Genomic DNA, 23,091 nt, shown 5'->3' on the forward strand with positions numbered 1-23,091 from the left:
ACGACTTTTAATCAAAATTAATAAATAATGTCATTAACAATAAAATGTTAAAACAAAATATATACAATACTTAATCTCCCTACGTCGGCATTATCCAAACAGGTTCAAAGGGTTTAGAATTTAAAAATTCAATCTCAGCAACAGCTCCCCTAAATATTTTATTTTAACTTTATTCTAGCACTATATTGTATTAACTTCAACATTATAGATTTTTTTATATAGCTATTTATTATTTACAATTATTAAACTATGCATTTAAATGACATGCTATCTTATGCCCATCAGATATTTCCGTAAGCTCTGGACAATCTATCTTACATATAGGCTTAGAGCTATTACACCTTCTATAATATGGGCATCCAAACGTAACCCCATCATCATTATTAATCTTTTCAATAAAATCTTTAGACATATTTTTTCCATATTCATATGATGATGATAATAATTTTATTGTATAAGGGTGTTTCATCTTGTGAATATCTTCTACATTTTGCAGCTCTTCCATTACTTTCCCCTTGTACATTATCACTAAAGAATCTGCCAAATAATATACTGCCTCTAAATCATGAGATATTAATATATAAGTTAATTCTGATTCATCTTTTAGATCAGAAAGCAAGTTAAGTATTTGAGCTTGAATTGATACATCTAAACTACTAAGAGGCTCATCCAATACTAATAAGTCTGGCTCCAAAGCTAATGCTCTAGCAATACATATACGTTGTAATTGACCTCCACTAAACTGGCTTGGAAATTTATATTTATCCTTATAATCAATTCCAACTTTAGTTAACAGTTCTTCAACTTTTAGATTAATTTCACTTTTAGATAATTTATTAAAATTTTTCAAAGGTTCACATATTATCTCTTCAATTGTATTTTTTCTATTTACTGCTGCTAAACTATCTTGAAATACCATCTGTAAATCTCTTCTATACTTATCTTTTCTTGTAATATTTTTTACATTTTTATTCTTAAATACTATTTTTCCTTGTGAACACTCTTCTAATCCTACAATAAGTTTTCCTAAAGTACTTTTTCCACACCCACTTTCTCCTACTAATCCAACACATTCACCTTTTTTAACAGTAAAACTTACTCCATCTAAAGCTCTTACTTCTTCTTTATTTTTTAATCTATATACTTTTTCTACATCTTTAATACTAAGCAGTTCCACAATTTTTTATAGCCTCCTTAAATAATACACATTTTACTTGATGATTTTCATTTATATTTATAATATCCACATTATTATTTTTACAAATTTTCTCTCTAGCATTACATCTACTATAAAACTCACACCCATTTCCTCTTTCAAACAAACTTGGTGGTGTTCCTTCCAACATTGGCAATCTATTTTTCGAAAATTTAGGCCTTGATTGTATTAATGCATTTGTATATGGATGTTTAGGATTATTCAATATTTCATCAACAGACGCTTTTTCAACTATAGTTCCTCCATATATAACTAATACTTCATCTGCCAATTCCGATATTATACTAAGGTCATGAGATACTAATATTATAGATGTTCCTAAAGTATCTTGAATATGTGCTAATATATTTATAATCTCACGTTGTACTGTTAAATCCAAAGCTGTAGTAGGCTCATCAGCTATTATTATTTCCGGTTCTAATATTACAGCTAAAGCTATCATTACCCTTTGAAGCATTCCTCCACTTAACTGAAAAGGATAGCTATCTAATACATTTTTAGGGTTTGAAATATGCATTTTTTCTAATATATTCATTGCCTTTTCTTCTATTTCACACTTAGTAGTTTTTTCATGGGATAATAGTGTTTCAATAAAATGATAACCTATAGTTCTTAATGGATTAAATGCACTCATTGGGTTTTGCGTAATCATAGCTATATGATTTCCTCTAAACTTATTCATCTCAGTATTATTTCTATAAGGTAAGAATTTATTTTTAAAATATATATCTCCATTTACAATCCACTTTTTATCATCTAAAAGTCCCATTATAGAAGAACAGGTTAGTGATTTTCCGCTACCACTTTCTCCAATTATTCCAATAGTTTTTCCTTTTTCCAAAGACAAACTTACATTATCTAGTGCCTTTAATCTTTCATTTTTTTGAATTAATTCAATACTTAAATTTTTAATTTTCAAAATCGAAGTATCTTCCATATTATTTTCCCTCCATATATTTTAACTAACTACCTCTTCCAAAGTATCTCTAAGTTGATCTCCTATTATATTTGCACTAAGAACTACTAATAAAATCATTATTCCAGGCCAAAACATTAACATAGGGTTGCTATGCATAAACATCCTACCATCATTTATCATCATCCCCCACTCTGGAAAAGGAGCTTTTACACCTAAACCTAAAAAAGAAAAACCTGAAACTGCTAAAATCGTATGTCCAAAATCTATTGTAAGTATGGCCAGCACTTGTGGAAATATATTTGGCAAAATAGATTTAATCAGTATTTTAATATTTGAACTACCTAGTAATTTACTACAATCAACATAACTTAACTCTTTTTCTCTTATTGTTAAATTTCTCGTTACCCTAGCATACCAAATCCATTGAACTAAAATCATAGCAATTATAATATTAGTAATTCCTGCACCTAGAAAACTTACTATTACTAGAGTTAATACTAGACTTGGGAAAGAATATAAAACATCGCATAATCTCATAATAAAATTATCAACTTTTCCACCTAAAAATCCTGATAACATACCTATAAAAATACCAAAACTTGCAGATATTATACAAGCAATTAAGGAAAGTCCTACAGTTGGTCTAATTCCATGAATTATTCTACAAAATATACATCTACCCATATTATCCGTTCCCATAGGATATTCCATAGAAATTGATAAAAACTTTTTAGTAAGCTCCATTTCTAGAGGATCGTGTTTAGAAAAAGTAGGTGCAAAAATACCAGTTATAATTAATAAAAGAATAAAAATAAAACATATTAGAGATAATTTATTTTTTAATAATATATTTATAATTTCTTTTTTCTTCATTTATTTACCCTTCCAATCTTATTCTAGAGTCGATTTTAGCACAACTTAAATCTGCCATAAGATTACTAATAATAAATATAATAGCCATAAGTATAATATATCCTTGTATCATTGGATAATCTCTTTGAGATATAGCCCCTGTTATCATACGACCAATTCCTGGCCAAGAGAATACATTTTCTACGATTAGACTTCCTGAAAGCATTCCACCAAAGTTCATTCCTAAGGATGTAATTATGGGAATTAAAGAGTTTTGTATTACATGATTGAATAATATTTTTCTCTCATTTATTCCCCTCGCCCTAGCGTAAGTTACAGCAGGAGATTTCATATTTTCTAATAAACTATTTCTCAAAATTCTTGAATAAGTTGGTACATAACCAAAAGCTAAAGTTAATGACGGTAATATTATATTAGAAAATTTTTCTGCTCCTGATACAGGTAAAATTCCCATCTTAATTGAAAAGAATTGAACCAATAAAAATCCAAGCCAAAAAGATGGCATAGAAGATCCTACAAAAGAAAAAACTCTTCCTATATTATCTACTTTTCCTCCTGCATGTGTTGCTGAGTATATACCTAAAGGAACACTGATTGTAAACAGCCATAATAATGAAGCAAAAGCTAATGATATAGTGTATTTCAATCCAGACAATAATTCAACAGAAACTAATTCTTTACTTATATATGAAGATCCAAAATCAAATTTCAAAACATTTCCTAACCAGTTAAAATATTGTGACATAATAGGTTTATCCAAACCAAGATTAACCATAGCTATTTCTAAATTTTTATCTGTTACTGGAATATTTACTGCATTTAAATATGCTGTTGCTGCATCTCCAGGCATAATTCTTACTAAAAGAAAAGCTATTATAGATACACCTATCAAAACAGGTATAAGTGTAATTAATCTTTTAATAACATATTTCTTCATTACAAACCCTCTTTCTCATAAGTAGAATAAACTTAAGTCCTAATTTGTAAAGTCACTAGAACTTAAGTTCATCTTTAGTATAAATTTAAATCTCAAATAATAATTTATTTACTTTCTCTAGTAACATCTTCAACAGGTATGTAATAAAGAGTATTAAATTTAATACCAGTTAAATTCTTATCACAAGCCACTAGTCTTGTTGTGTTTGATATAGGTAAATATGCTGCTTGATCATGTAGTGTTGTAAGAATATCTTTGTATAATTCTTGTCTCTTAGTTTCATCATTTTCAACTATAACCTTACTTATTTTTTCGTCTATATCTTTTTTCATTGGTAAACCTTTTTGTGCTTGATAATCTGCATATCCTTTATTTTTCATAGATGCCACTAAAGTATGAGGGTCATATGGATCTCCCCATGTCTCTGTTATCGTTATACCAAAATTGCCTTTTTTAGTTCTATCTATTAAAGCTTGTCTTTCTTGTGCTTCTAAATTTATTTTAATACCTATCTTTTTATATTCACTTTGAAGTACTTCTCCCAAAGATTTGTAAATTACATTGTCACCATCATAATAAAATCCTATTTCTAACTCTTTACCATCTTTAGTTCTATAATCTTTTCCTTCTTCTAGCTTCCACCCTGCTTCATCTAGAAGTTTTCCAGCATTTTTAAGATCATACTCGTACTTAGGTAAGTTTAGGTCACAGTAAGGAACATTTTCATTAAATAAAGTATCTGCTGGTTTTTGTAATCCATAAAATACATTCTCAGAAATAACTTCCTTGTCAACACCATGTTGTAATGCTTTTCTTACTTTTAAATCAGCTGTTGGACCATTAGTAGCATTAATTATTAAAGATACTGTACTTAAGGGTTCTGATACATGTGTTCCAAATCCACTATTTTTTAACTCATTAAAAGCGTCTGGTGATAATCTACTTTCCACATCAAATATCATATCAACTTCTCCTGCTTTTAAGGCATTTACAGAAGTATCTCCATCTGGAGTAACAACCATTTTTATTTCTTCACACTTAGGCTTTTCTCCCCAATAATCTTCATTTCTCTCAAGTATTGAATATTCTCCAGCCTTATACTCTTTAAGTTTCCACATACCTGTTCCTATAGGCTCTTTTATACCTTTAGATGTATCTCCATCCTCAGGGAAAGATGCTTTAGCCATAATTCTTACAGGTCTAGATAATGCTAATTCTTGTAAAACAGGATAGTAAGCTTCTTTGTATTTAATCTTTACTGTACTATCATCTATAACTTCTACTGAATCCATTAAATTAATGGACTCTAAAAAAGCATGTTCTTCTTTATTTTTTAAAACTGCATCAAAGTTCTTTTTTACAATATCTGCATTTAACTTCGAACCATCAGTAAATTTAACATCTTTTCTTAAATAAAATGTATATTCTTTTCCATCTTCTGATATATCCCACTTAGTCGCCAGTGAAGGTTTAACTTCTCCATCTTCAAATGTAGTAAGTCCATCATATAAAAAATTTTGACCATACATAGGGCAATACCCATGAGCATTCAGATCCCCAATATCATTTGCTGTTGCAATTACTAAAGTATCACTTTTACTTTCTTCTTTAGTAGAACTGCAACCAAGAATTGACCCCGATATGAGTAAGGCCATTAATACTACACTTAACTTCTTAATAATTCCTTTTTCCACAATTGTCTCCCCCTATTTTTAGTTAATTATAATAATAAAAAAACACGAAGGCTTTTCTGTATTTATACAGAAATATACCTTCGTGGTAAATTTATCATTTCAAATTATAATATAATTGTATTGTATATTTTTAATATTTTCAATATTTTATCAATTTATTTTTATCTTCATATTTCGACTTGTTTTTTATATATTTATAATGCATATTTTATTTTAATTTATACAAAATTTTATTCAATTACAGTCAGGACATAAAATAATACTATTATTCTAAAAATAAAGCCATATTGATCTAAATATCAATATGGCTTTAATATATTCTATATTATTTCTATTAATCTAAGGTTAAAATCATTAAGCAGCTTTTTTTATAGATTCTTTTCTTCTCTTACCAAACTCTGCCACTGCAGTGTAAAGAACATCTGTTGAAGAGTTTAGTGCTGTTTCAGCAGAGTCTTGTATAACCCCAACTATAAATCCAACACCAACTACTTGCATTGCTATTTCATTTGGTATTCCAAATAATGAACAAGCAAGTGGTACTAGAAGTAATGATCCTCCAGCCACTCCTGATGCCCCGCAAGCAGATACTGCCGATAACACTGATAATATTATTGCTGTTCCTATATCAACTTTTATTCCTAAAGTATGAGCAGCCGCTAAAGCAAGAACTGATATTGTTATTGCAGCTCCACCCATGTTTATAGTCGCCCCCAAAGGTATTGATACTGAATAAGTATCACTATCTAATCCTAAATCTTTACAAAGTTTCATGTTTACTGGTATATTTGCAGCAGAACTTCTTGTGAAAAATGCTGTAAGTCCAGATTCTCTTAAACATCTTAATACTAATGGATATGGATTTTTTCTTATAGCTAAGAAAGTTATAAATGGATTAACTACTAAAGCAACAAATGCCATACATCCTAATAGCACACCTATTAATTGTCCATAGCTAAATAATGATTCTATTCCTGATGTTGCTATTGTATCAAATACTAATCCCATTATACCAAATGGTGCTAAATTAATTACCCATCTAACAGCTTGAGATATGGCATCAGATACGTTTACAATTACTTGCTTAGTTGAATCTGATGAATTTTTAAGTGCAAGTCCAAGAACAACAGCCCAAGTTAACACCCCTATATAGTTAGCATTTGCTATTGCATTTACCGGATTGTCTACTACATTCATTAATAAAGCTTTTAGTACCTCACCTACACCACCTGGAGGTGTTACTCCTTCAGCTCCTGCAGTAAGTGTTAACGTTACCGGGAATAAGAAACTTCCCACAACAGCTACTATACCAGCTATTAATGTACCAACAAGATATAAAGTTATTATAGATTTTATATTTGTTTTTTGTCCTTCTTTATGCTGACATATTGCCGCTATAACTAAGAAAAATACTAATATTGGAGCTACAGCTTTTAAAGCTCCTACGAATAATGATCCTAAAATTGCAATCGGTGCTAGTTGAGTTGGTATAGTCAAGGCAAACGTTATTCCAACTATTAAACCAATAATGATTCTTTTTACTAAGCTAATGTTATTCCATTTGTTGATTAGTTTTTTCATTTTTTCTCCCCCAAGTTTTTTTCTTGAATTTATAATACCATTATTCGACAACGTTTTCAAGAAAAAAGCTTATTTTCCATGAAAAAGTTTTCATAATTTTATAATTGTATTGTCATTTTAAATTTCATTTAAGAACACATTATTAATTTATAATCTATCAAATCTTTGATATAACAGTTTTACAACTAGTTGATTTCGTATTTTAAATAATATTTTTTAAAATTAATTTGTCATTTTTTATATGAAAACTTTAGGAAAACATTATCCCATTCTATTTTAAATTTACATAAAACAAAAAAAGGAATGGTTTAAACCACTCCCTTTTTACCTATAGTTTTTCTTGCATGTATATAAGCACGGTTTCAACATACTGTGCGAAATCTTCTTCATTACTTGGAAAAGAGCATTCTTCTATAAACTCCATTGTTTTATTTAAGACTAACTTAAAAATAGCTTTTTTATCATTTTCTTCTAATTCAATTCGCTCTCCTGTTTCTGTATTTATTATAGACTCTAATAAATAATTTGTGCACCCTTGTGCTAACTCTTTAATCTCTTCTATTTCAGCAAGTTCTTCTTCACTTATATTAAGTTTTATGTCTGTCATAATTTTTAGTCCCTTCTAAATTTATATCTGTAATATATCATAAAAAAATATATATAACAATAATTAAAACCAAGTTATCTGATTTCTTTCATAATTACGTTTGTAGCCTTCTATAATGTCTTCCATTTTATATAAAATATTATATTTTTCACATTCTGATTTAAAAATTTTCCATAAATAAGTTGCATTTAGTGAATTATTTTCATATATGTTTCCAAATGTATTCATATATATGTTTTCTAAGTTTTCTTTTGGAAATATTTTTCTCAATTGTTGAAAGTAGTATTCTCTTTGATTATTTCTAAGTGTTACCCCCATACCATATGTAAAAATAAATTTTCCACCACATTCATGTACTTTTTTTATAATATTTTTTATATTATCTTCATTATCATTAATGAAAGGTAATAATGGCATAAGCAATACACCCGTATATATGTTATTATCACTTAACTCTTTTATAGCCTTAAATCGTTCCTCTGATGTACAAACTTTTCTTTCAATTTTTTTGCACAATTCATTATCAAAGGTTGTGATTGTCATTTTAACTATAACTGGAGAATGACTTTGTATTCTTTTCAGTATATCTATATCTCTAGTTACTAAATTACTCTTTGTAGCAATTCCTATTCCAAACCTGTATTCATCAATTATTTTTAAAGCTTTTCTAGTTAGTTCATATTTTTTTTCAAATGGATTATAAGGATCGCTCATTGCTCCCGTTCCAACTACACCTTTTTTTCTTTTAGATTGAAGTTCTTTTCTTATTGTTTCTATTGAATTTTCCTTTATTCTTACTCTGTCAAAATCTACAATTTTATAACAGTTACTCCTAGAATCACAATAAATACAACCATGACAGCAACCTTTATACATATTCATATTGTAATTAATTCCGAACCAATATGGATTCTCATTATAAGATGATATAATTGTTTTTGTTGGTATAAATTCCATTAAACTTCAATCCTTTCTTTTTTACAGAATATTATATTTATGGATTATATCATAAATATAGTCACTTAACATATATTATATAAATTTATTAATATAGATATTGGATATATCTTATAATTAGATTCCTTTATTATATCTATATCATAAATAATTTTTTACAACTGAATAAAAATTACAAATAATATTTATACTCAAAATATAGTAATCATTATATAATTATTACTATAATAGCTTGGAGGTATGAAATGAAATTAAAAAATTTAATTCATTATAAAGATTTTGATTCAGATAATATTATATTACATTCTTTAACAAAAAGTACTGATGATGAAATACTAACTTATATAGTTAATGTTACATCTGATTTGTTAAATGGTGTTTTTTTAGCCGACGATTTTAAAATAAAATCAAAAGAGAATCTTATTAACTATGATGAAAGAGATCTTGGAGAATTGGCTACATATATGTGTATAACACCTTTTGTCCAATCTACCTTAGCAAAAGAAGCTAACTGGCAAGAAAAAGCAACTTCTTACTTAGAGTGTTTTATAGGGTATATTATCGGCACTATGGATAAAGAGGAATTTTTAGGTAATTTAATAGAAATGAAAGATATGTTAAATATGTCTAATAAGTTCTATACTGGATTGATTGTTTACTTTAGTGAAAATAAAAAAAATATCACTAATGGTATATTAAATAAACTACAATTTTAATTTTTATATAAGAAAAACATTACTAAGCTGTAGTGTTTTTCTTATATTACTTTACTCATCATACCAAAATACTTTACATAAACCCTTAATATCATTAGGCTTTTTTATCCTCACATAAGGACTCCATTCTTGTGGAAAAAGGCTTCTATATCTATAGTTTGAATATCTGTTATCTAGAAGTAAAATTACTCCTCTATCCTTATCAGTTCTGATACATCTGCCCACAGCTTGAAGTACTTTTGTCATTCCTGGATAAACATAAGCATAATCAAACCCTTTATTATTTTCATTTAACTGTTCCTTTATTATATCTCTTTCAATATTTATTTGTGGCATTCCAACCCCAACAACAATAACTCCTATAAGCTTATCTTCCGTTAAATCTATACCTTCTGAGAAATGACCTCCTAGGACACAAAATCCCACATGAGTTTCTTTATTATTATTGAATAAATCTAAGAACTCTTCTTTTTCTTCCTCACTCATATTATTTTCTTGTATTATTACATTCAGTTCTTCATATTTATCTTTAATTTTTTCATAGGTCAATTCCATATATTTATAGGATGGAAAGAATACCATATAATTTCCAATTTTGCTTTCCACGCAAACTTTAATATATTCTATTAAATCTGCTACTGTATCTTCCCTTTTATTATATTTAGTGGAAATATCATCTCCTATTATTATCAGCCTATTTTTTATGTCAAAAGGACTTTTTAAATTTATTACAAAGTCTCCCTCTTCACTGCCGTAAAGCTCCTTATAGTAATTTAAAGGTGTTAAAGTTGCAGAGAAAATAGTTGTAGATTTAGATTTATTCATTTTTTCAATAATTAAATCTGAAGGATCTGCACAAAATAATTTCACATTAATACCAATCAATTCATCACTATATATAGTTCTATAACTATTATTATAAAAAGTTGAAATAGATAAAAACTTATTAACTTCAAAATATAAATCTAGTAGTTCAGAGTTTTCTTCATTACTTCTTGATAAATATTCATCCATAAATTTCGTTAATATATTAAATAGTTCTATAAGGGATTTAGGCAATTCTTCTTTAATAACGTATTTTTCTTTTATTAAATTTAATACATTCCATATATCTATAAAATATTTTTCTATTTCTTTTATTGCATTTAATATTTTTTTATCTTTTTTGCCTATTATTTTCTTCATTTTTATAAAAATATTTTGATTTATTTCAGCAGAGTACATATTTCTACTTCTGTCTAATAAATTATGTGCCTCGTCTACAAGAAATGTAAAATCTGTTTTTTTCACATCAAAATATCTTTTTAAATAAACTCTAGGGTCAAATATATAATTATAATCACAAACAATTACATCACTAAACATAGTTAAATCAAGACATAATTCAAAGGGGCACAATTTATAAACTTCACTTATTTCATCAATATTTTTTCTACTAAAATCATTATATTTACTTAAAATCTGCTTAAGGGCATTGTTTATTTTGTCATAGTATCCATTATCGTAAGGACAATAATCTGGATTACAATTAGCTTCTTCCATCTTACATATTTTTTCTTTTGCAGTTATCGCTACACTTCGCAAATTTAAATTTTGCTTTTTCATCAAGTTTATAGTATCATTCACTACTTCTCGCGTTATTGTTTTTGCTGTAAGATAAAAAATTTTTGAAGTTTTCTCTTCTCCCATTGCTTTTATAGCTGGAAAAAGTGTCGATATAGTTTTTCCAGTACCTGTTGGTGCCATGGCAAAACACTTCCTGCTACCTACTATACTTTTATAAACTCGCACTGCAAATTCTCGTTGTCCTGGTCTGTATTTTTCAAATGGAAACTTTAAATTTTTAATGGATTCATTTCTTGTTTCCATCCATTGTTTCTCCATATTTGCCCATAGTTTATATTCATAAATTAACTTAAAGAAAAACTCTTCCAACTCACTTATCTGGAATTTTTTTCTTAATATTCTTGTAGATTTATTTTCTATATTATAATAAGTTACTTGTAAATCTATATTATCTATATCATTTTGAATACAATACATATATCCATAGCATTTTACCTGAGCCCAATGAAGTGGGTTACTATCTTCACCTATTAATAGTAAATCTTTTGTAGTAGTTTTTATTTCATCAATTATAACTTTACTATTTTCAATTAAGAGTCCGTCTATTCTTCCTTCAACTTCTATTTCTACTTCATCAAAAGCAAATGCATGTTTTATAGATACTTCTGAGGTATATTCATCTCCATAGGATTTCTGTACTTTTTGATGTCCTCTAATTCCTTCAATTGCCTTTATATTTCCTACAAATCTATTGTCTATACTTCCCTTCTTCAAAATAAACTCAACTAAGTTTCTCACTGATATTTTTATCTTTTTCATAATAACTTCCTTATTCCTATTTTTATAAATATCTATGTTTTATCTTATTATATACAAATGTACTATAAATTTAAAACTAGCACAAATTTATTAATAAATGTAAATTTATGTAACACTCAAGACTATTATGTCATATTATAGGATATAGGCATTAAAGAAATATGTCTTAATATTATTACAAGGGAGGACAGTGAATTATGAATAAAGATAAAAATTTAATAAATAAAGTTAATTCTTCAAATGCTAATAATTCTAGCGCTTCTATTGTAGTTCAATTTACTGTTTATACTAGCGAAGAATACCTATCTGCCTTGTTAAACACTCTTGGAGAAAATAACTTAAATATCTCTGCGTATTATATGTCAGAAAATAACAGACAGCTAAAATTTGTGTTTATAGTTGGTGAAGATGATGTTCAGTCTTCAAGCGATGTAAACATTACAAGAAGTATATTAAAACAAAATAGATTTAATTTTGATGAAACGAAGGTAGTACGACTATCAACACCTAACAATGTAGGTTTACTTGCATATCATTACAGCGAGTTGATTAGAAATTTAACAATTTACAATTCTTACATTGGAGAAGATGGAAGCATTATATATGAAACTTGTTGCCCAACAAAAACTTTAAAAGCAGTAAATGAATTATATTAAAAACAAAAAAGTGATGAATTATTTTTTAATTCATCACTTTTTATTTACAATTAATTATGCTGTTTCTAACTTATAAAAATCATAGAACTTTTCTTCTTTTTTTATTAAATCATTAAAGTTACCTTGCTCAATTACTTTACCATCTTCCATGAAAATTATCTCGTCATATAAACTCAATAATTCCTGGCTCATTTTATGTGTAATCGTTATTAACGTAAGATTATCTAAATTTAATAACTTATTTTCAATATCATATCCAGTTTGCATATCTATTGCTGAAGTGCCTTCATCTAATATAAGGATCGGCGTTTGTTGAATTAAAGCTCTTGCTATGGCAATTCTTTGTCTTTGTCCTCCAGATAAGTTATTTCCATTCTCACCTACAAAATAATCTAATCCCTCTTCTAATTCATTAATAAATTTATCTGCACCACTTAATTCTAATATATTGTTTATATTATCATATGAAAATTTCTCATATAAACAAATATTATCTTTTATATTTTTATCAAACATATATACATTTTGATGAATAATAGAAATCATTTTATTAATTTTTTCTATGTTTACATTCCTAATTTCCTTATTATCATACTTGATTTCTCCACTATAATCTGCATAATATCCAAGAATTAACTTTGCTAAAGTTGACTTTCCACAGCCACTAGGCCCTACAATAGCATATTTTTTATTTTTCTTTATTTTTAAGTCTACATTTTCAAGAATATTTTTATTATCTTCATATGCAAAATTCACATTACTTATTTCTATAGAGCTTTCGAAGGAAGGATTTTCACTTCCTATAAAGCTACTATCTTTATAATTAGATATATCATCTAACCTTTTTATTACAGAAGCCATAGACGTAATCTTTGGAGTATAGCTCATTATCATAATAACAGGTTGAATAAAACTTCCTGACAATTGAACAATTGCTATTAATGTTCCCATGGTAATATTCCCCTTTAAAACTAGGTATGCTGATAAAAATACGGCAACAAATTGAGTTCCCATACCAAGTAATTGAGATAAAGTTTCGTTTATTACCAGTAATTTATCTGCTTCAAACTTAGTCTTAGCTAACTCTATATTTTCTCCTTCAAACTCTTTAAACGCATCTTTCTTTAAATTATAAGATTTTATAACATCATACCCACTAAGCATATCTTTAATTACAGTAGTAAATGATGTAAGCTTATTAGAAAGATTCATCTGTTTACTTTCTAGTTTTTTCCCAAAAATACTTGGCACTATAAAGATTAATAACATACTTACAAATAAACAACCTGTTACTAAGGGACTTAAGTATAACAAAATACCTATCGTTGCTATAAACGCCACTGAAAACTGTAAAACTAATAATAAAGAGGTAATATAGTTTTCTTCTACTAATTTAATATCATTAGTCAGTGCTGATATGTAGTCTGCCGTATTTTTAGAATTAAAATCTTTATAGTTGTGATTTATTATACCCGAAAAGATTTTACTTCTAAGTTCCCTCGTTACATTCCTAATAAACATTTTGCTAAGGATATCATAAATAAAATATAATAATCCCATAATTACACAGTATACTAAAGTAAAAATTAAGATTTTTTTAAATCCTTCCATATCCCCATTCATTACTTTGTCTATGGTCGATTGTAGTAATAATGATACACCTACCATGGTTATAGATGATATAACACTAAATATTATTGTAATAAACAATAATATTTTATTTTTTTTAATGCATTCCTTCATACATATTCTCCCCTCTGTATTTCTAGCAGTTGACTAATGTAACTTTTTCTTTATTTTTTGTTTGTTTATATACATTAACTTATCAATATCTTTAATATAATCAGCAATTTGTGAATAATCATTATAAAATTTTTTATATCCAGTGCTTATAGTTAAGTTGTATGGTTTATTTAATTTAATATTATATTTACATAGTTGAATATTTACATCTCTAATCATACTATTTATTTGAATTTCATTTTCTTTGTACATAATTATAATAAATTCATCTCCACCCATTCTACCTACTTTACCTATACCTTTAAAGTAATATTTTAGAAAATTAGCAATATTTATTAATGCTTTATCTCCTTCATTGTGACCATAGGTATCATTAACAAGTTTAAAGTCATTAACATCCACATAAACAAGTGAGAATGGCTTATTTTTATTTATAAAGTTATTATATATATATAATTCGCTAGTCATCCTATTCCATACACCTGTTAAGTTATCATATCTTAAAAGTTTTTCTTGAAGATATATATAGTGTATTACTAAAGATATTCCTACAGATCCCCAAATAAGTACTAAATTATTTAAAAGTATTTGAATTATTGCTGAAAAAAAAGGTATAGCTTCAAACATAATCAAATTTATATATTCTTTATCTTCTATTTTTTCTTTATTTTTAAATATAATTATTAAGCTTGTCATAAAGTAAAAATATGTTATAAGAATAGGTGCAAGAAAAAAAGTACCTCTATTATATACGTTTAAATTATTAACTTCAAATATGAATCCATATTTATAGCTCAATAAACTGATTAAAAAATTTATTATTAGTGGTATTATTATAAGTTTTGATTTTAGCTCCATGTTAAAGTATTGCAATAAATATATCATCCACAAAAACGATACCATTGGAGATAATCCAAATCCTATAATATTAATTATTTTTGTAATAGGAACAAGAATAGTATTATGATGTAATAATAAAATTTTATCTAATATCTCTAAAATTATAATTATTATAGTGGTAATTATTATATAAACATAAGTTTTGTTTATTTTTTCATACATTTTAAATTTTGTCTTATATTTATGCAACATAACTATCAAAAAAATAACCACAATTATATCTAAATCTATAATTGGTAAAATTCCTTTATACATTTTTCCCCCTCAGTAGTAAGAAATTACTACTTTCATATTACTTTCTTATCTAAATTATATACAAATGTATAGAAAAATGTATTACAAAATTTATAAAAAATAATTTTGAGTATAGTTGAATACTTTATTTCAAATTAAAATATGTAGTTTACATACAAAAAAGTAGTTTTGACAACCTACCTTATGTTGTCAAAACTACACATTGTGAACTTATTTTATCATATTTTCAAATTTTAATGTTAATGTAACTTTTGTTTAATAATATGAGTTTTTATTAAAATTTAGTAATATTTTTACTAAAAATTTATAAATTATAATAAAGTTATTCCTGCTTGACCACATTCTTCAATCATATCTTGAGGCCATATTCCTACTTGTACTTCACCTATATGAGCTTTATTTAAGAAGAACATACATATTCTAGATTGACCTATACCTCCACCTATTGTATATGGTAACTTACCCTCTAACAAATCTTTGTGGTAATCTAATTCTTTTCTGTCTTCGCATTTAGCTGCTTTTAATTGTCTTTCTAATGCTTCTTCATCTACTCTAATTCCCATCGAAGAAAGTTCTATAGCATTATCTAATACTGGATTATAGAATAATATATCTCCATTTAAATCCCAGTCATCATAGTCAGGACTTCTTCCATCGTGCTTCTCTCCGCTACTTAATACTTTTCCTATTTGCATTAAAAAAACTGCTTTTTTATCTTTTACAATGGCATTTTCTCTTTCTTTTGCACTTAAATCAGGATACATATCTAGTAGCTCCTGTGAAGTTATGAAAGTTATTTCCTCCGGTAATATACATTCTACTTCAGGATATATACCATGAACATGTTCTTCAGTTTCCTTAAAAACCTTATATAAATCTCTTACAACTTTTTTTAATGTTTCCATAGTTCTATCTTCTTTATTTATTATAAGTTCCCAATCCCATTGGTCAACATATAAAGAATGTAAGTTATCTAATTCTTCATCTTTTCTAATAGCGTTCATATCAGTATATAAACCTCTACCTACAGGGAACCCGTATTTTTTAAGAGCCATTCTCTTCCATTTAGCTAAAGAATGGACTATCTCTGCATCTTTTCTTAAATAAGGAACTTGAAAGCTCACTGGTTTTTCCACACCATTTAAGTTATCGTTTGTACCTGTTTCTGGTAGAACAAATAATGGAGAAGATACTCTTGTCAATTTTAACATTTCTCCTAATCTATTTTCAAAAAAATCCTTTAAATCCTTTATTGCCTGTTGAGTTTCTATAACCCCTAAACTTGTTTCATATCTTTCTGGTATTACTAAACACATATTACTTCACTCCTTTTGATTTATTATTGTGATTTTTCCAATAAAAAAAGCCTTTCGTCCTATAATAAATAGGACGAAAGGCTAGACTTCCGCGGTACCACCTAATTTAACTTTAATAAAAGTTCAACTCATTCAACGTACTAAATAATACATTGCCAAGTAGGTAACGGCTTGGTTCCGACTAAGTCTACTCTCTATTAGATTTCGGTTAGTGGCTCTGGGAGGTTCTTCATTATATACTTTGTACTGGACTCACACCATAACCAGCTCGCTTTAACTCTGTATTATAATTACTCTTCCCTTCATTGCTTTTATTCTTTTTTAACTAATTAATAGTAATATTATACGAATAAATATTATTTGTCAATAAATTTTTTTAAAAATATTATATCTCATTATAAAAAAATTATTCTTATTTTTAATATATTTTATTATATAGTTCTTTTAATTCACTAACTAATGGCGATCTTGGATTAGCAGAAGTACATTGATCATCAAAGGCTTCTAAAGATAATTTTTCTATAACAGAAAAATACTCATCTTTTTCTATGCCGCACTCTTTAATAATCATTGGTTCATTTAACACTCTCATTAATCTTCTTATTTCTTCAATTAAATTTTCAACACCCTCTTCAACACTATCTGCTTTTAATCCAAGTGTTTTTGAAATTTCCCAATATTTTTTATTGGCTACAAAAGATTTGTATTTAGGAAATGCCGTGAGCTTACTTGGTATTTGTGAATTATATTCTATTACATAAGGTAATAAAATTGCATTTGCTTTTCCATGAGGTATATGAAACTGTGCTCCAAGTTTATGAGCTAAAGAATGATTTATACCTAAAAAAGCATTCGCAAATGCCATTCCAGCAATGCAAGAAGCATTGTGCATTTTTTCTCTAGCTTCTTTATATTCAGCTAAATCTTCACTTTTATATGATATTGGTAAATATTTGAATACCATTTCTATAGCTTTTAAAGCCAGTGCATCTGTGTAATCTGTCGCCATTACAGAAACATATGCTTCTATTGCATGAGTTAGTACATCTAATCCTGTATCTGCAATAACTGATTTTGGTAAACTCATAACAAATTGAGGATCCACTATTGCCACATCTGGTGTTAATTCATAGTCAGCTAAAGGATATTTTATATTATTTTCTTTGTCTGTTATAACTGCAAAAGAAGTAACTTCTGATCCTGTTCCTGATGTGGTCGGTATTGCCACTAATTGTGCTTTTTTCCCTAATTTAGGGAACTTATAAACTCTTTTTCTTATATCCATAAATTTAAGTTTTAAATCTTCGAAATTCACTTGTGGATTTTCATAGAATAACCACATTCCTTTTGCTGCATCTATTACTGAGCCTCCACCTAATGCTATAATTGTATCTGGTTTAAATTTAACCATTTCCTCAGCTCCATTTAATACAGTCTCTACCGATGGATCTACTTCAACCTCTGTAAACTTTTCTATCATAACTGGATTTTTTCTTTTTCTTAATCGATATTCTATTTTCTTTACGTATCCCATATTTTCCATAGTTATATCCGTAATTATGATGATTCTTTCTGCATTTGGTAATTTCTCCAAATATTGAATAGACCCCATTTCATGATAAATTCGATCTGGAACTTTGAACCACTGCATATTTGTAGATCTCTTTGCCACTCTTTTAAGATTGATTAAATTAAGTGCAGATATATTATCTGTAGTAGAGTTATTACCCATAGAACCACAACCTAAAGTTAATGATGGTATATTTGAATTATATATACCACCTATTGCTCCTTGGCTTGATGGTGTATTTATTAAAAGCCTTCCTGTTTTTACTTTATTACTAAACTTCAAAATTATATTATCATCATTTGAATGTATACATGCAGAGTGTCCAAGACCTCCAAATAAAGTCATTTTAACACACATTTCTATACCTTCATCTGCATTTTTTACCTTTATACAAGCCAATACTGGACTAAGCTTTTCTTTTGATAAAGGATAATTCTCTCCTACTCCACTAATTTCTGCAACCAATATTTTAGTGTCTTTTGGCACTACAAATCCTGACATCTGTGCTATTATATAAGCACTTTGACCTACTATTTTAGGATTTAATGATTTAGTTTCACTGTTTATAACGGTATTTTCTAGCAATTGTTTTTCTTTATTATTTACAAAATAGCATTTATTATTTTTCATTAAAGAAACAACATCTTTATATATTTCATCTTCTATTATTACAGCCTGCTCAGAAGCACATATCACACCATTATCAAAGGACTTAGACATTATTAAATCATTAACTGCTTGATTAATATCTGCAGATTTTTCAATAAAACAAGGAACGTTTCCTGCTCCAACTCCTAGAGCTGGCTTACCAGAAGAATATGCTGATTTAACCATTCCAGGTCCACCAGTTGCTAAAATTATTGATGTACCCTTATGTTTCATAAGTTCATTAGATGCCTCTAATGACGGCTTCTCTATCCATTGTATACAGTCTTTTGGTGCCCCTTCTCTTATGGCTGCATTTCTTAATATTCTAGCTGCTTCAGATGAGCATTTTTGTGCAGATGGGTGAAAACTAAATATTATTGGATTTCTTGATTTTATGGATATTAAGGCTTTGAACATAGTTGTTGATGTAGGATTAGTAACAGGCGTTACCCCTGCAACTACTCCTATAGGTTCTGCTACCATCATATATCCTTCTTCCTCGTTTTCTTCTATAATTCCAACAGTCTTTTTATATTTTATACTGTTATAGATATATTCCGTTGCAAAAATATTTTTTGTTACTTTATCTTCAAAAATTCCCATTTTAGTTTCATCCACAGCCATTTTAGCCAATTCAATATGCTTATCAAGTCCTGCTTTTGCCATAGCTTGAACTATTTTATCTATTTTCTCTTGGTCCAAATTTAACATTTCTTCCATTGCCATATTAGCTCTTTTGACTAATTCATCAATCATATTTTCTACATTTTTTTCTTCTTTTAGATTTTTAGTATTTTTTATGTCTTTATTCATTATGCTAATCCTCACCAAATATAATTATTTTTAAATTTGTTATATTTTTGATGATTATTTATATATTTATACCTTATATTTAATTCCACATCTTTCAAAACTAATTTGTAATTAAAAATCAATGCATATGTTTTATTAATAATCTATAAAATAATTTAAATAAATATTAAGGCCTGATATCAATATCAATGATAATCAGGCCTTTTAATTCATAAAAGCTATCTATTTTTATAATAAAACAGCAAATATAATTTTTGATTCTAAATCACTATTATTTTCCCATCTATGTTTCATTCCAACAGGAATCTTTACACTGTCCTCTTTCTTTAATTCAAATTTTTCATCATCTAAATGTAAGGTAACTTCGCCTTCTAATACATAGGCAATTTCATATCCATTGTGATGAATATAGTCAGTACATGATGATGATTTGGGCGATAAATCCATAATAGCAAATTCTAAATTATGGCTTACACCAGGTGCTAGCATCTCATATATAACATTGTCAGCTCCAGGAAGTATTACTTTTTTTCTATTATTTCCTCTTACAATTAAATCTTCTTTTATTACCTCAGAAGTAAAAAATGTAAATAATGGTGCATTCAATGCATTTGCTATGGACTTTAGAGAGTTAACCGATGGATTTGCCAAGCCTCTTTCTATCTGACTTAGTAATGATGGTGTAACTTCTGCCATTTTTGCTAACTCTCTTATACTTAAACCTTTACTTTTTCTGTATTGTGCTATTTTTTCCCCTATATTTAAATCACTCATTTATAATCTCCTTAAAAATTTATATGATAATCTATAAACTTTGTTTTCTTTTTATTATACCATAATCTCTTAATCCTCCGCTTTATCATTAAATACAATTCATTTTAATAAATTAAATTTAACACATACTTATTTTTATACAATATTTTTATTTTATTAGTATCACTATCACTTTAAATATAAAAAATGGTGAGCATGTATCTTACGCCCACCATTTTTATGTTATATATTAATAATTTAAGCAAAAGGTCTATTTAAAAAATATACCTATTACTGTGAGAGGCTCTTTTTAATCTTCAAAATACCTTTCTGGATATAGAGGGAATTTTGAAATTAAGTTTCTTGCTTGAACTTTACATTCTTTCAAAATCTCTTCATTATCTATATTATTCGCAACTTTTTCCATTATCTCAGCGATTTCAGCGATTTCAGCATGACCAAACCCACGTTCCGATACCGCTGTAAGTCCTATACGTACACCACTTGTAACAAATGGACTTTCTGGATCATTTGGAATAGTATTTTTATTTACTGTTATACCTATAGATTCAAGGGCTTGATCAAACTGTTTTCCAGTTATTTTTTTACCTCTTAAATCAACAAGTACTGTATGGTTATCAGTTCCGCCACTTACTATTCTAAATCCCCTTGCTTCCAATTCTTTTGCTAAATATTTAGCATTATCTAAAACTCTTTCCATTACAGCAATAAACTCTGGCTCTCTTACTCTCTTAAACATATTTGCTTTCGCTGCAATACCATTTATTTGTATAGAACCAAGTGTTCCTGGGAAAGTGGATCTATTTAATGCTTTTGCATACTTTTCTTTACACATTACAAATCCCCCTCTAGGACCACAAATTGTTTTTGAACAAGAAGATGTACAGAAATCTGCATAAGGTATAGGTGAAGGAATTACCCCAGCACCTATAAGTCCTGATATATGAGCCATGTCTACCATTAAATATGCTCCAACTTCATCAGCAATTTCCCTCATTCTTTTATAATCTATAAGTCTTGGATAAGCGCTAGCCCCAGCTATTATCATTTTAGGTTTAAATGCTAAGGCCTTCTCTTCAACCTCATCATAATTTATTGTTTCTCTCTCTAAATCTACACCATAGTGCTCATAGTTAAATATTTTACTTACAAAATTTGCTGGGGATCCATGAGTTAAATGTCCACCGTGATCTAACCTCATGGCAAGTATTTTGTCTCCTGGATCAAGTACAGCATTAAATACGGTATAGTTGGCAGTTGCTCCTGAATAAGCTTGAACATTTACATATTCACAACCAAAGGCTTCTTTTGCTCTTTCAATACATAAATTTTCCACTTCATCAGCGTATTGTGATCCCGCTTGATATCTTTTACCTGGAAGGCCTTCTTCTGTTTTATTTACAAATACACTTCCCATAAGCTCCAATATTTCTGTTGGCGCAGAACTTTCAGATGCTATCATTTCTATATTGTATTTTTGTCTTTCTAATTCTTTTTGTACTATTGAATATAATTGTGGGTCAGTTATTTTTGTTGTTTTTAACATAATTATTTCCCCCTTAAAATATTATTAATATCTGAAAAACTATTAAACTATTTTTATTCTAAGTATATGTATCTACGTTCAATTATTTTTAATTAATTAAATTATATTAATTAAATAGTAGTTTCTTATTCCAATTTTGTCAATTATATTTTAATATTTTAAATTTAATTAAACACTTTTAGACGTATTTTTTATTTTACAATTTTTGTAAACAAAAAAGTCTGTTATATTTTTCATAGAACAGACTTTTAATATATATTTATATTAATTTGTAATTTTTTTCTTTTTTAACATTATAATTATTCTAGTTTCTGAAAATCCTTTAATGCATTTTTTAGATAAGTTTCCTTAAGTGAGTAATCTTCATTTAATGATCTTCCAAGGGCGTCTGCCTTTGCCAATAGTATCAAATCTTGTGGACAAACTGACTTATTAAATAACTTTCGAGTACTTTTCAACCTGCTATTTTGATTTGCCAATTGATTTGGTTGCATGTGAAGTTCTACCATGTTTAGTACATAATCTCTAATTTCATTCTCTTCTTTTCTAATTGTTCTATTTAAAAATTTCCTAACCAATTTTAATCCGGCTCTTTCATGATTATAAGAAATTATTTTTCCATCTTCTTTAGTTGTAGTTGTAATCACTTTTCCAAAATCATGACATAAGGCTGAATACATAAATCCAATTGGATTTTTAGCTTTATTTTTTAACTTTGAAGCCTCATCTATTACCATCATAGTATGATTAAATACATCACCTTCTGGATGATGTATAGGAGATTGAATTACGCCTATCAAATCACCTACTTCAGGAAATTCCATATCCAAATTATTACCATCTTTTAAACCCATAAAATATCTAGATGGTTTTTCATCTGTTAACAACACTTCTTCAAGTTCTTTTCTTATATTTATATTTTTTGTCATAGTTTAAAATTTCCTCATTTATTCATTAATTTTAATTTTCAGACTTATTAATTTAC

18 protein-coding genes, 1 riboswitch and 1 other annotated feature are annotated in these 23,091 nt (G+C 27.6%); of the genes, 2 read left to right on the forward strand and 16 right to left on the reverse strand.

Features of this window, described 5'->3' with window-relative positions; translation table 11 throughout:
* Positions 1–59: 59 nt before the first annotated feature.
* A riboswitch (TPP riboswitch) is annotated at positions 60–161 on the reverse strand.
* Between the two features lie 86 nt (positions 162–247).
* The 8 genes from TEGL_RS15080 to TEGL_RS15115 form a co-directional block, all read right to left on the reverse strand.
* A complete protein-coding gene (locus TEGL_RS15080; protein ID WP_018589905.1) occupies positions 248–1,177 on the reverse strand; it encodes an ABC transporter ATP-binding protein in 930 nt (309 codons plus the stop codon).
* Positions 1,164–2,153: an ABC transporter ATP-binding protein gene (locus TEGL_RS15085; protein WP_018589906.1), complete on the reverse strand. Its 990-nt coding sequence runs from the start codon at positions 2,151–2,153 to the stop codon at positions 1,164–1,166. The genes TEGL_RS15080 and TEGL_RS15085 overlap by 14 nt, the downstream gene beginning before the upstream one ends.
* 21 nt (positions 2,154–2,174) lie before the next feature.
* On the reverse strand, positions 2,175–3,008 hold the full coding sequence (locus TEGL_RS15090; protein ID WP_018589907.1) for an ABC transporter permease: 834 nt from the start codon (positions 3,006–3,008) through the stop codon (positions 2,175–2,177).
* Positions 3,009–3,012: 4 nt separating this feature from the next.
* Positions 3,013–3,945, reverse strand: coding sequence for a nickel ABC transporter permease (gene nikB, locus TEGL_RS15095; RefSeq protein ID WP_018589908.1), 933 nt, complete (start codon positions 3,943–3,945; stop codon positions 3,013–3,015).
* A 104-nt stretch (positions 3,946–4,049) separates the two neighbouring features.
* The gene (gene nikA, locus TEGL_RS15100) at positions 4,050–5,639 is read right to left on the reverse strand and encodes a nickel ABC transporter substrate-binding protein (protein WP_018589909.1); all 1,590 of its coding nucleotides are present in this window, start codon (positions 5,637–5,639) and stop codon (positions 4,050–4,052) included.
* A 354-nt stretch (positions 5,640–5,993) separates the two neighbouring features.
* Entirely contained in the window at positions 5,994–7,220 is a 1,227-nt protein-coding gene (gene sstT / locus TEGL_RS15105) for a serine/threonine transporter SstT (RefSeq protein ID WP_018589910.1), read from the reverse strand.
* 328 nt (positions 7,221–7,548) lie between these two features.
* Positions 7,549–7,827 carry a hypothetical protein gene (locus tag TEGL_RS15110; RefSeq protein WP_018589911.1) on the reverse strand — a complete coding sequence of 93 codons (279 nt, stop codon included), beginning with the start codon at positions 7,825–7,827 and terminating at the stop codon, positions 7,549–7,551.
* A gap of 63 nt (positions 7,828–7,890) precedes the next feature.
* On the reverse strand, positions 7,891–8,784 hold the full coding sequence (locus TEGL_RS15115) for an SPL family radical SAM protein (protein WP_018589912.1): 894 nt from the start codon (positions 8,782–8,784) through the stop codon (positions 7,891–7,893).
* Positions 8,785–9,029: 245 nt separating this feature from the next.
* Between TEGL_RS15115 and TEGL_RS15120 the strand changes: the two genes are divergently transcribed.
* The gene (locus tag TEGL_RS15120; protein ID WP_018589913.1) at positions 9,030–9,500 is read left to right on the forward strand and encodes a hypothetical protein; all 471 of its coding nucleotides are present in this window, start codon (positions 9,030–9,032) and stop codon (positions 9,498–9,500) included.
* 51 nt (positions 9,501–9,551) lie between these two features.
* Here the strand turns inward: TEGL_RS15120 and TEGL_RS15125 are convergent, their stop codons facing one another.
* Positions 9,552–11,885, reverse strand: coding sequence for an ATP-dependent DNA helicase (locus tag TEGL_RS15125; RefSeq protein WP_018589914.1), 2,334 nt, complete (start codon positions 11,883–11,885; stop codon positions 9,552–9,554).
* 197 nt (positions 11,886–12,082) lie between these two features.
* Here TEGL_RS15125 and TEGL_RS15130 point away from each other — a divergent pair, with 197 nt between their 5' ends.
* Complete coding sequence (locus TEGL_RS15130; RefSeq protein ID WP_018589915.1) at positions 12,083–12,541, forward strand: hypothetical protein; 459 nt, start codon at positions 12,083–12,085, stop codon at positions 12,539–12,541.
* A 54-nt stretch (positions 12,542–12,595) separates the two neighbouring features.
* Here the strand turns inward: TEGL_RS15130 and TEGL_RS15135 are convergent, their stop codons facing one another.
* The 7 genes from TEGL_RS15135 to TEGL_RS15165 form a co-directional block, all read right to left on the reverse strand.
* Complete coding sequence (locus tag TEGL_RS15135; protein ID WP_018589916.1) at positions 12,596–14,284, reverse strand: ABC transporter ATP-binding protein; 1,689 nt, start codon at positions 14,282–14,284, stop codon at positions 12,596–12,598.
* A gap of 33 nt (positions 14,285–14,317) precedes the next feature.
* Complete coding sequence (locus TEGL_RS15140; protein ID WP_018589917.1) at positions 14,318–15,439, reverse strand: GGDEF domain-containing protein; 1,122 nt, start codon at positions 15,437–15,439, stop codon at positions 14,318–14,320.
* 311 nt (positions 15,440–15,750) lie between these two features.
* The gene (gene asnA / locus TEGL_RS15145; RefSeq protein WP_018589918.1) at positions 15,751–16,755 is read right to left on the reverse strand and encodes an aspartate--ammonia ligase; all 1,005 of its coding nucleotides are present in this window, start codon (positions 16,753–16,755) and stop codon (positions 15,751–15,753) included.
* A gap of 66 nt (positions 16,756–16,821) precedes the next feature.
* Positions 16,822–17,070: a binding site (T-box leader), on the reverse strand.
* Positions 17,071–17,173: 103 nt separating this feature from the next.
* A complete protein-coding gene (adhE, locus tag TEGL_RS15150; protein WP_018589919.1) occupies positions 17,174–19,786 on the reverse strand; it encodes a bifunctional acetaldehyde-CoA/alcohol dehydrogenase in 2,613 nt (870 codons plus the stop codon).
* A 228-nt stretch (positions 19,787–20,014) separates the two neighbouring features.
* Positions 20,015–20,560 (reverse strand): helix-turn-helix domain-containing protein, encoded by a 546-nt coding sequence (locus TEGL_RS15155; protein ID WP_018589920.1) that lies wholly within the window; start codon positions 20,558–20,560, stop codon positions 20,015–20,017.
* A gap of 289 nt (positions 20,561–20,849) precedes the next feature.
* Positions 20,850–22,106: a serine hydroxymethyltransferase gene (glyA, locus tag TEGL_RS15160; protein WP_018589921.1), complete on the reverse strand. Its 1,257-nt coding sequence runs from the start codon at positions 22,104–22,106 to the stop codon at positions 20,850–20,852.
* Between the two features lie 299 nt (positions 22,107–22,405).
* On the reverse strand, positions 22,406–23,035 hold the full coding sequence (locus TEGL_RS15165; protein WP_051149958.1) for an HD domain-containing protein: 630 nt from the start codon (positions 23,033–23,035) through the stop codon (positions 22,406–22,408).
* Positions 23,036–23,091: the final 56 nt, after the last annotated feature.

This window comes from Terrisporobacter glycolicus ATCC 14880 = DSM 1288 (genome assembly GCF_036812735.1).
Taxonomy (GTDB): Bacteria; Bacillota; Clostridia; order Peptostreptococcales; family Peptostreptococcaceae; genus Terrisporobacter; species Terrisporobacter glycolicus.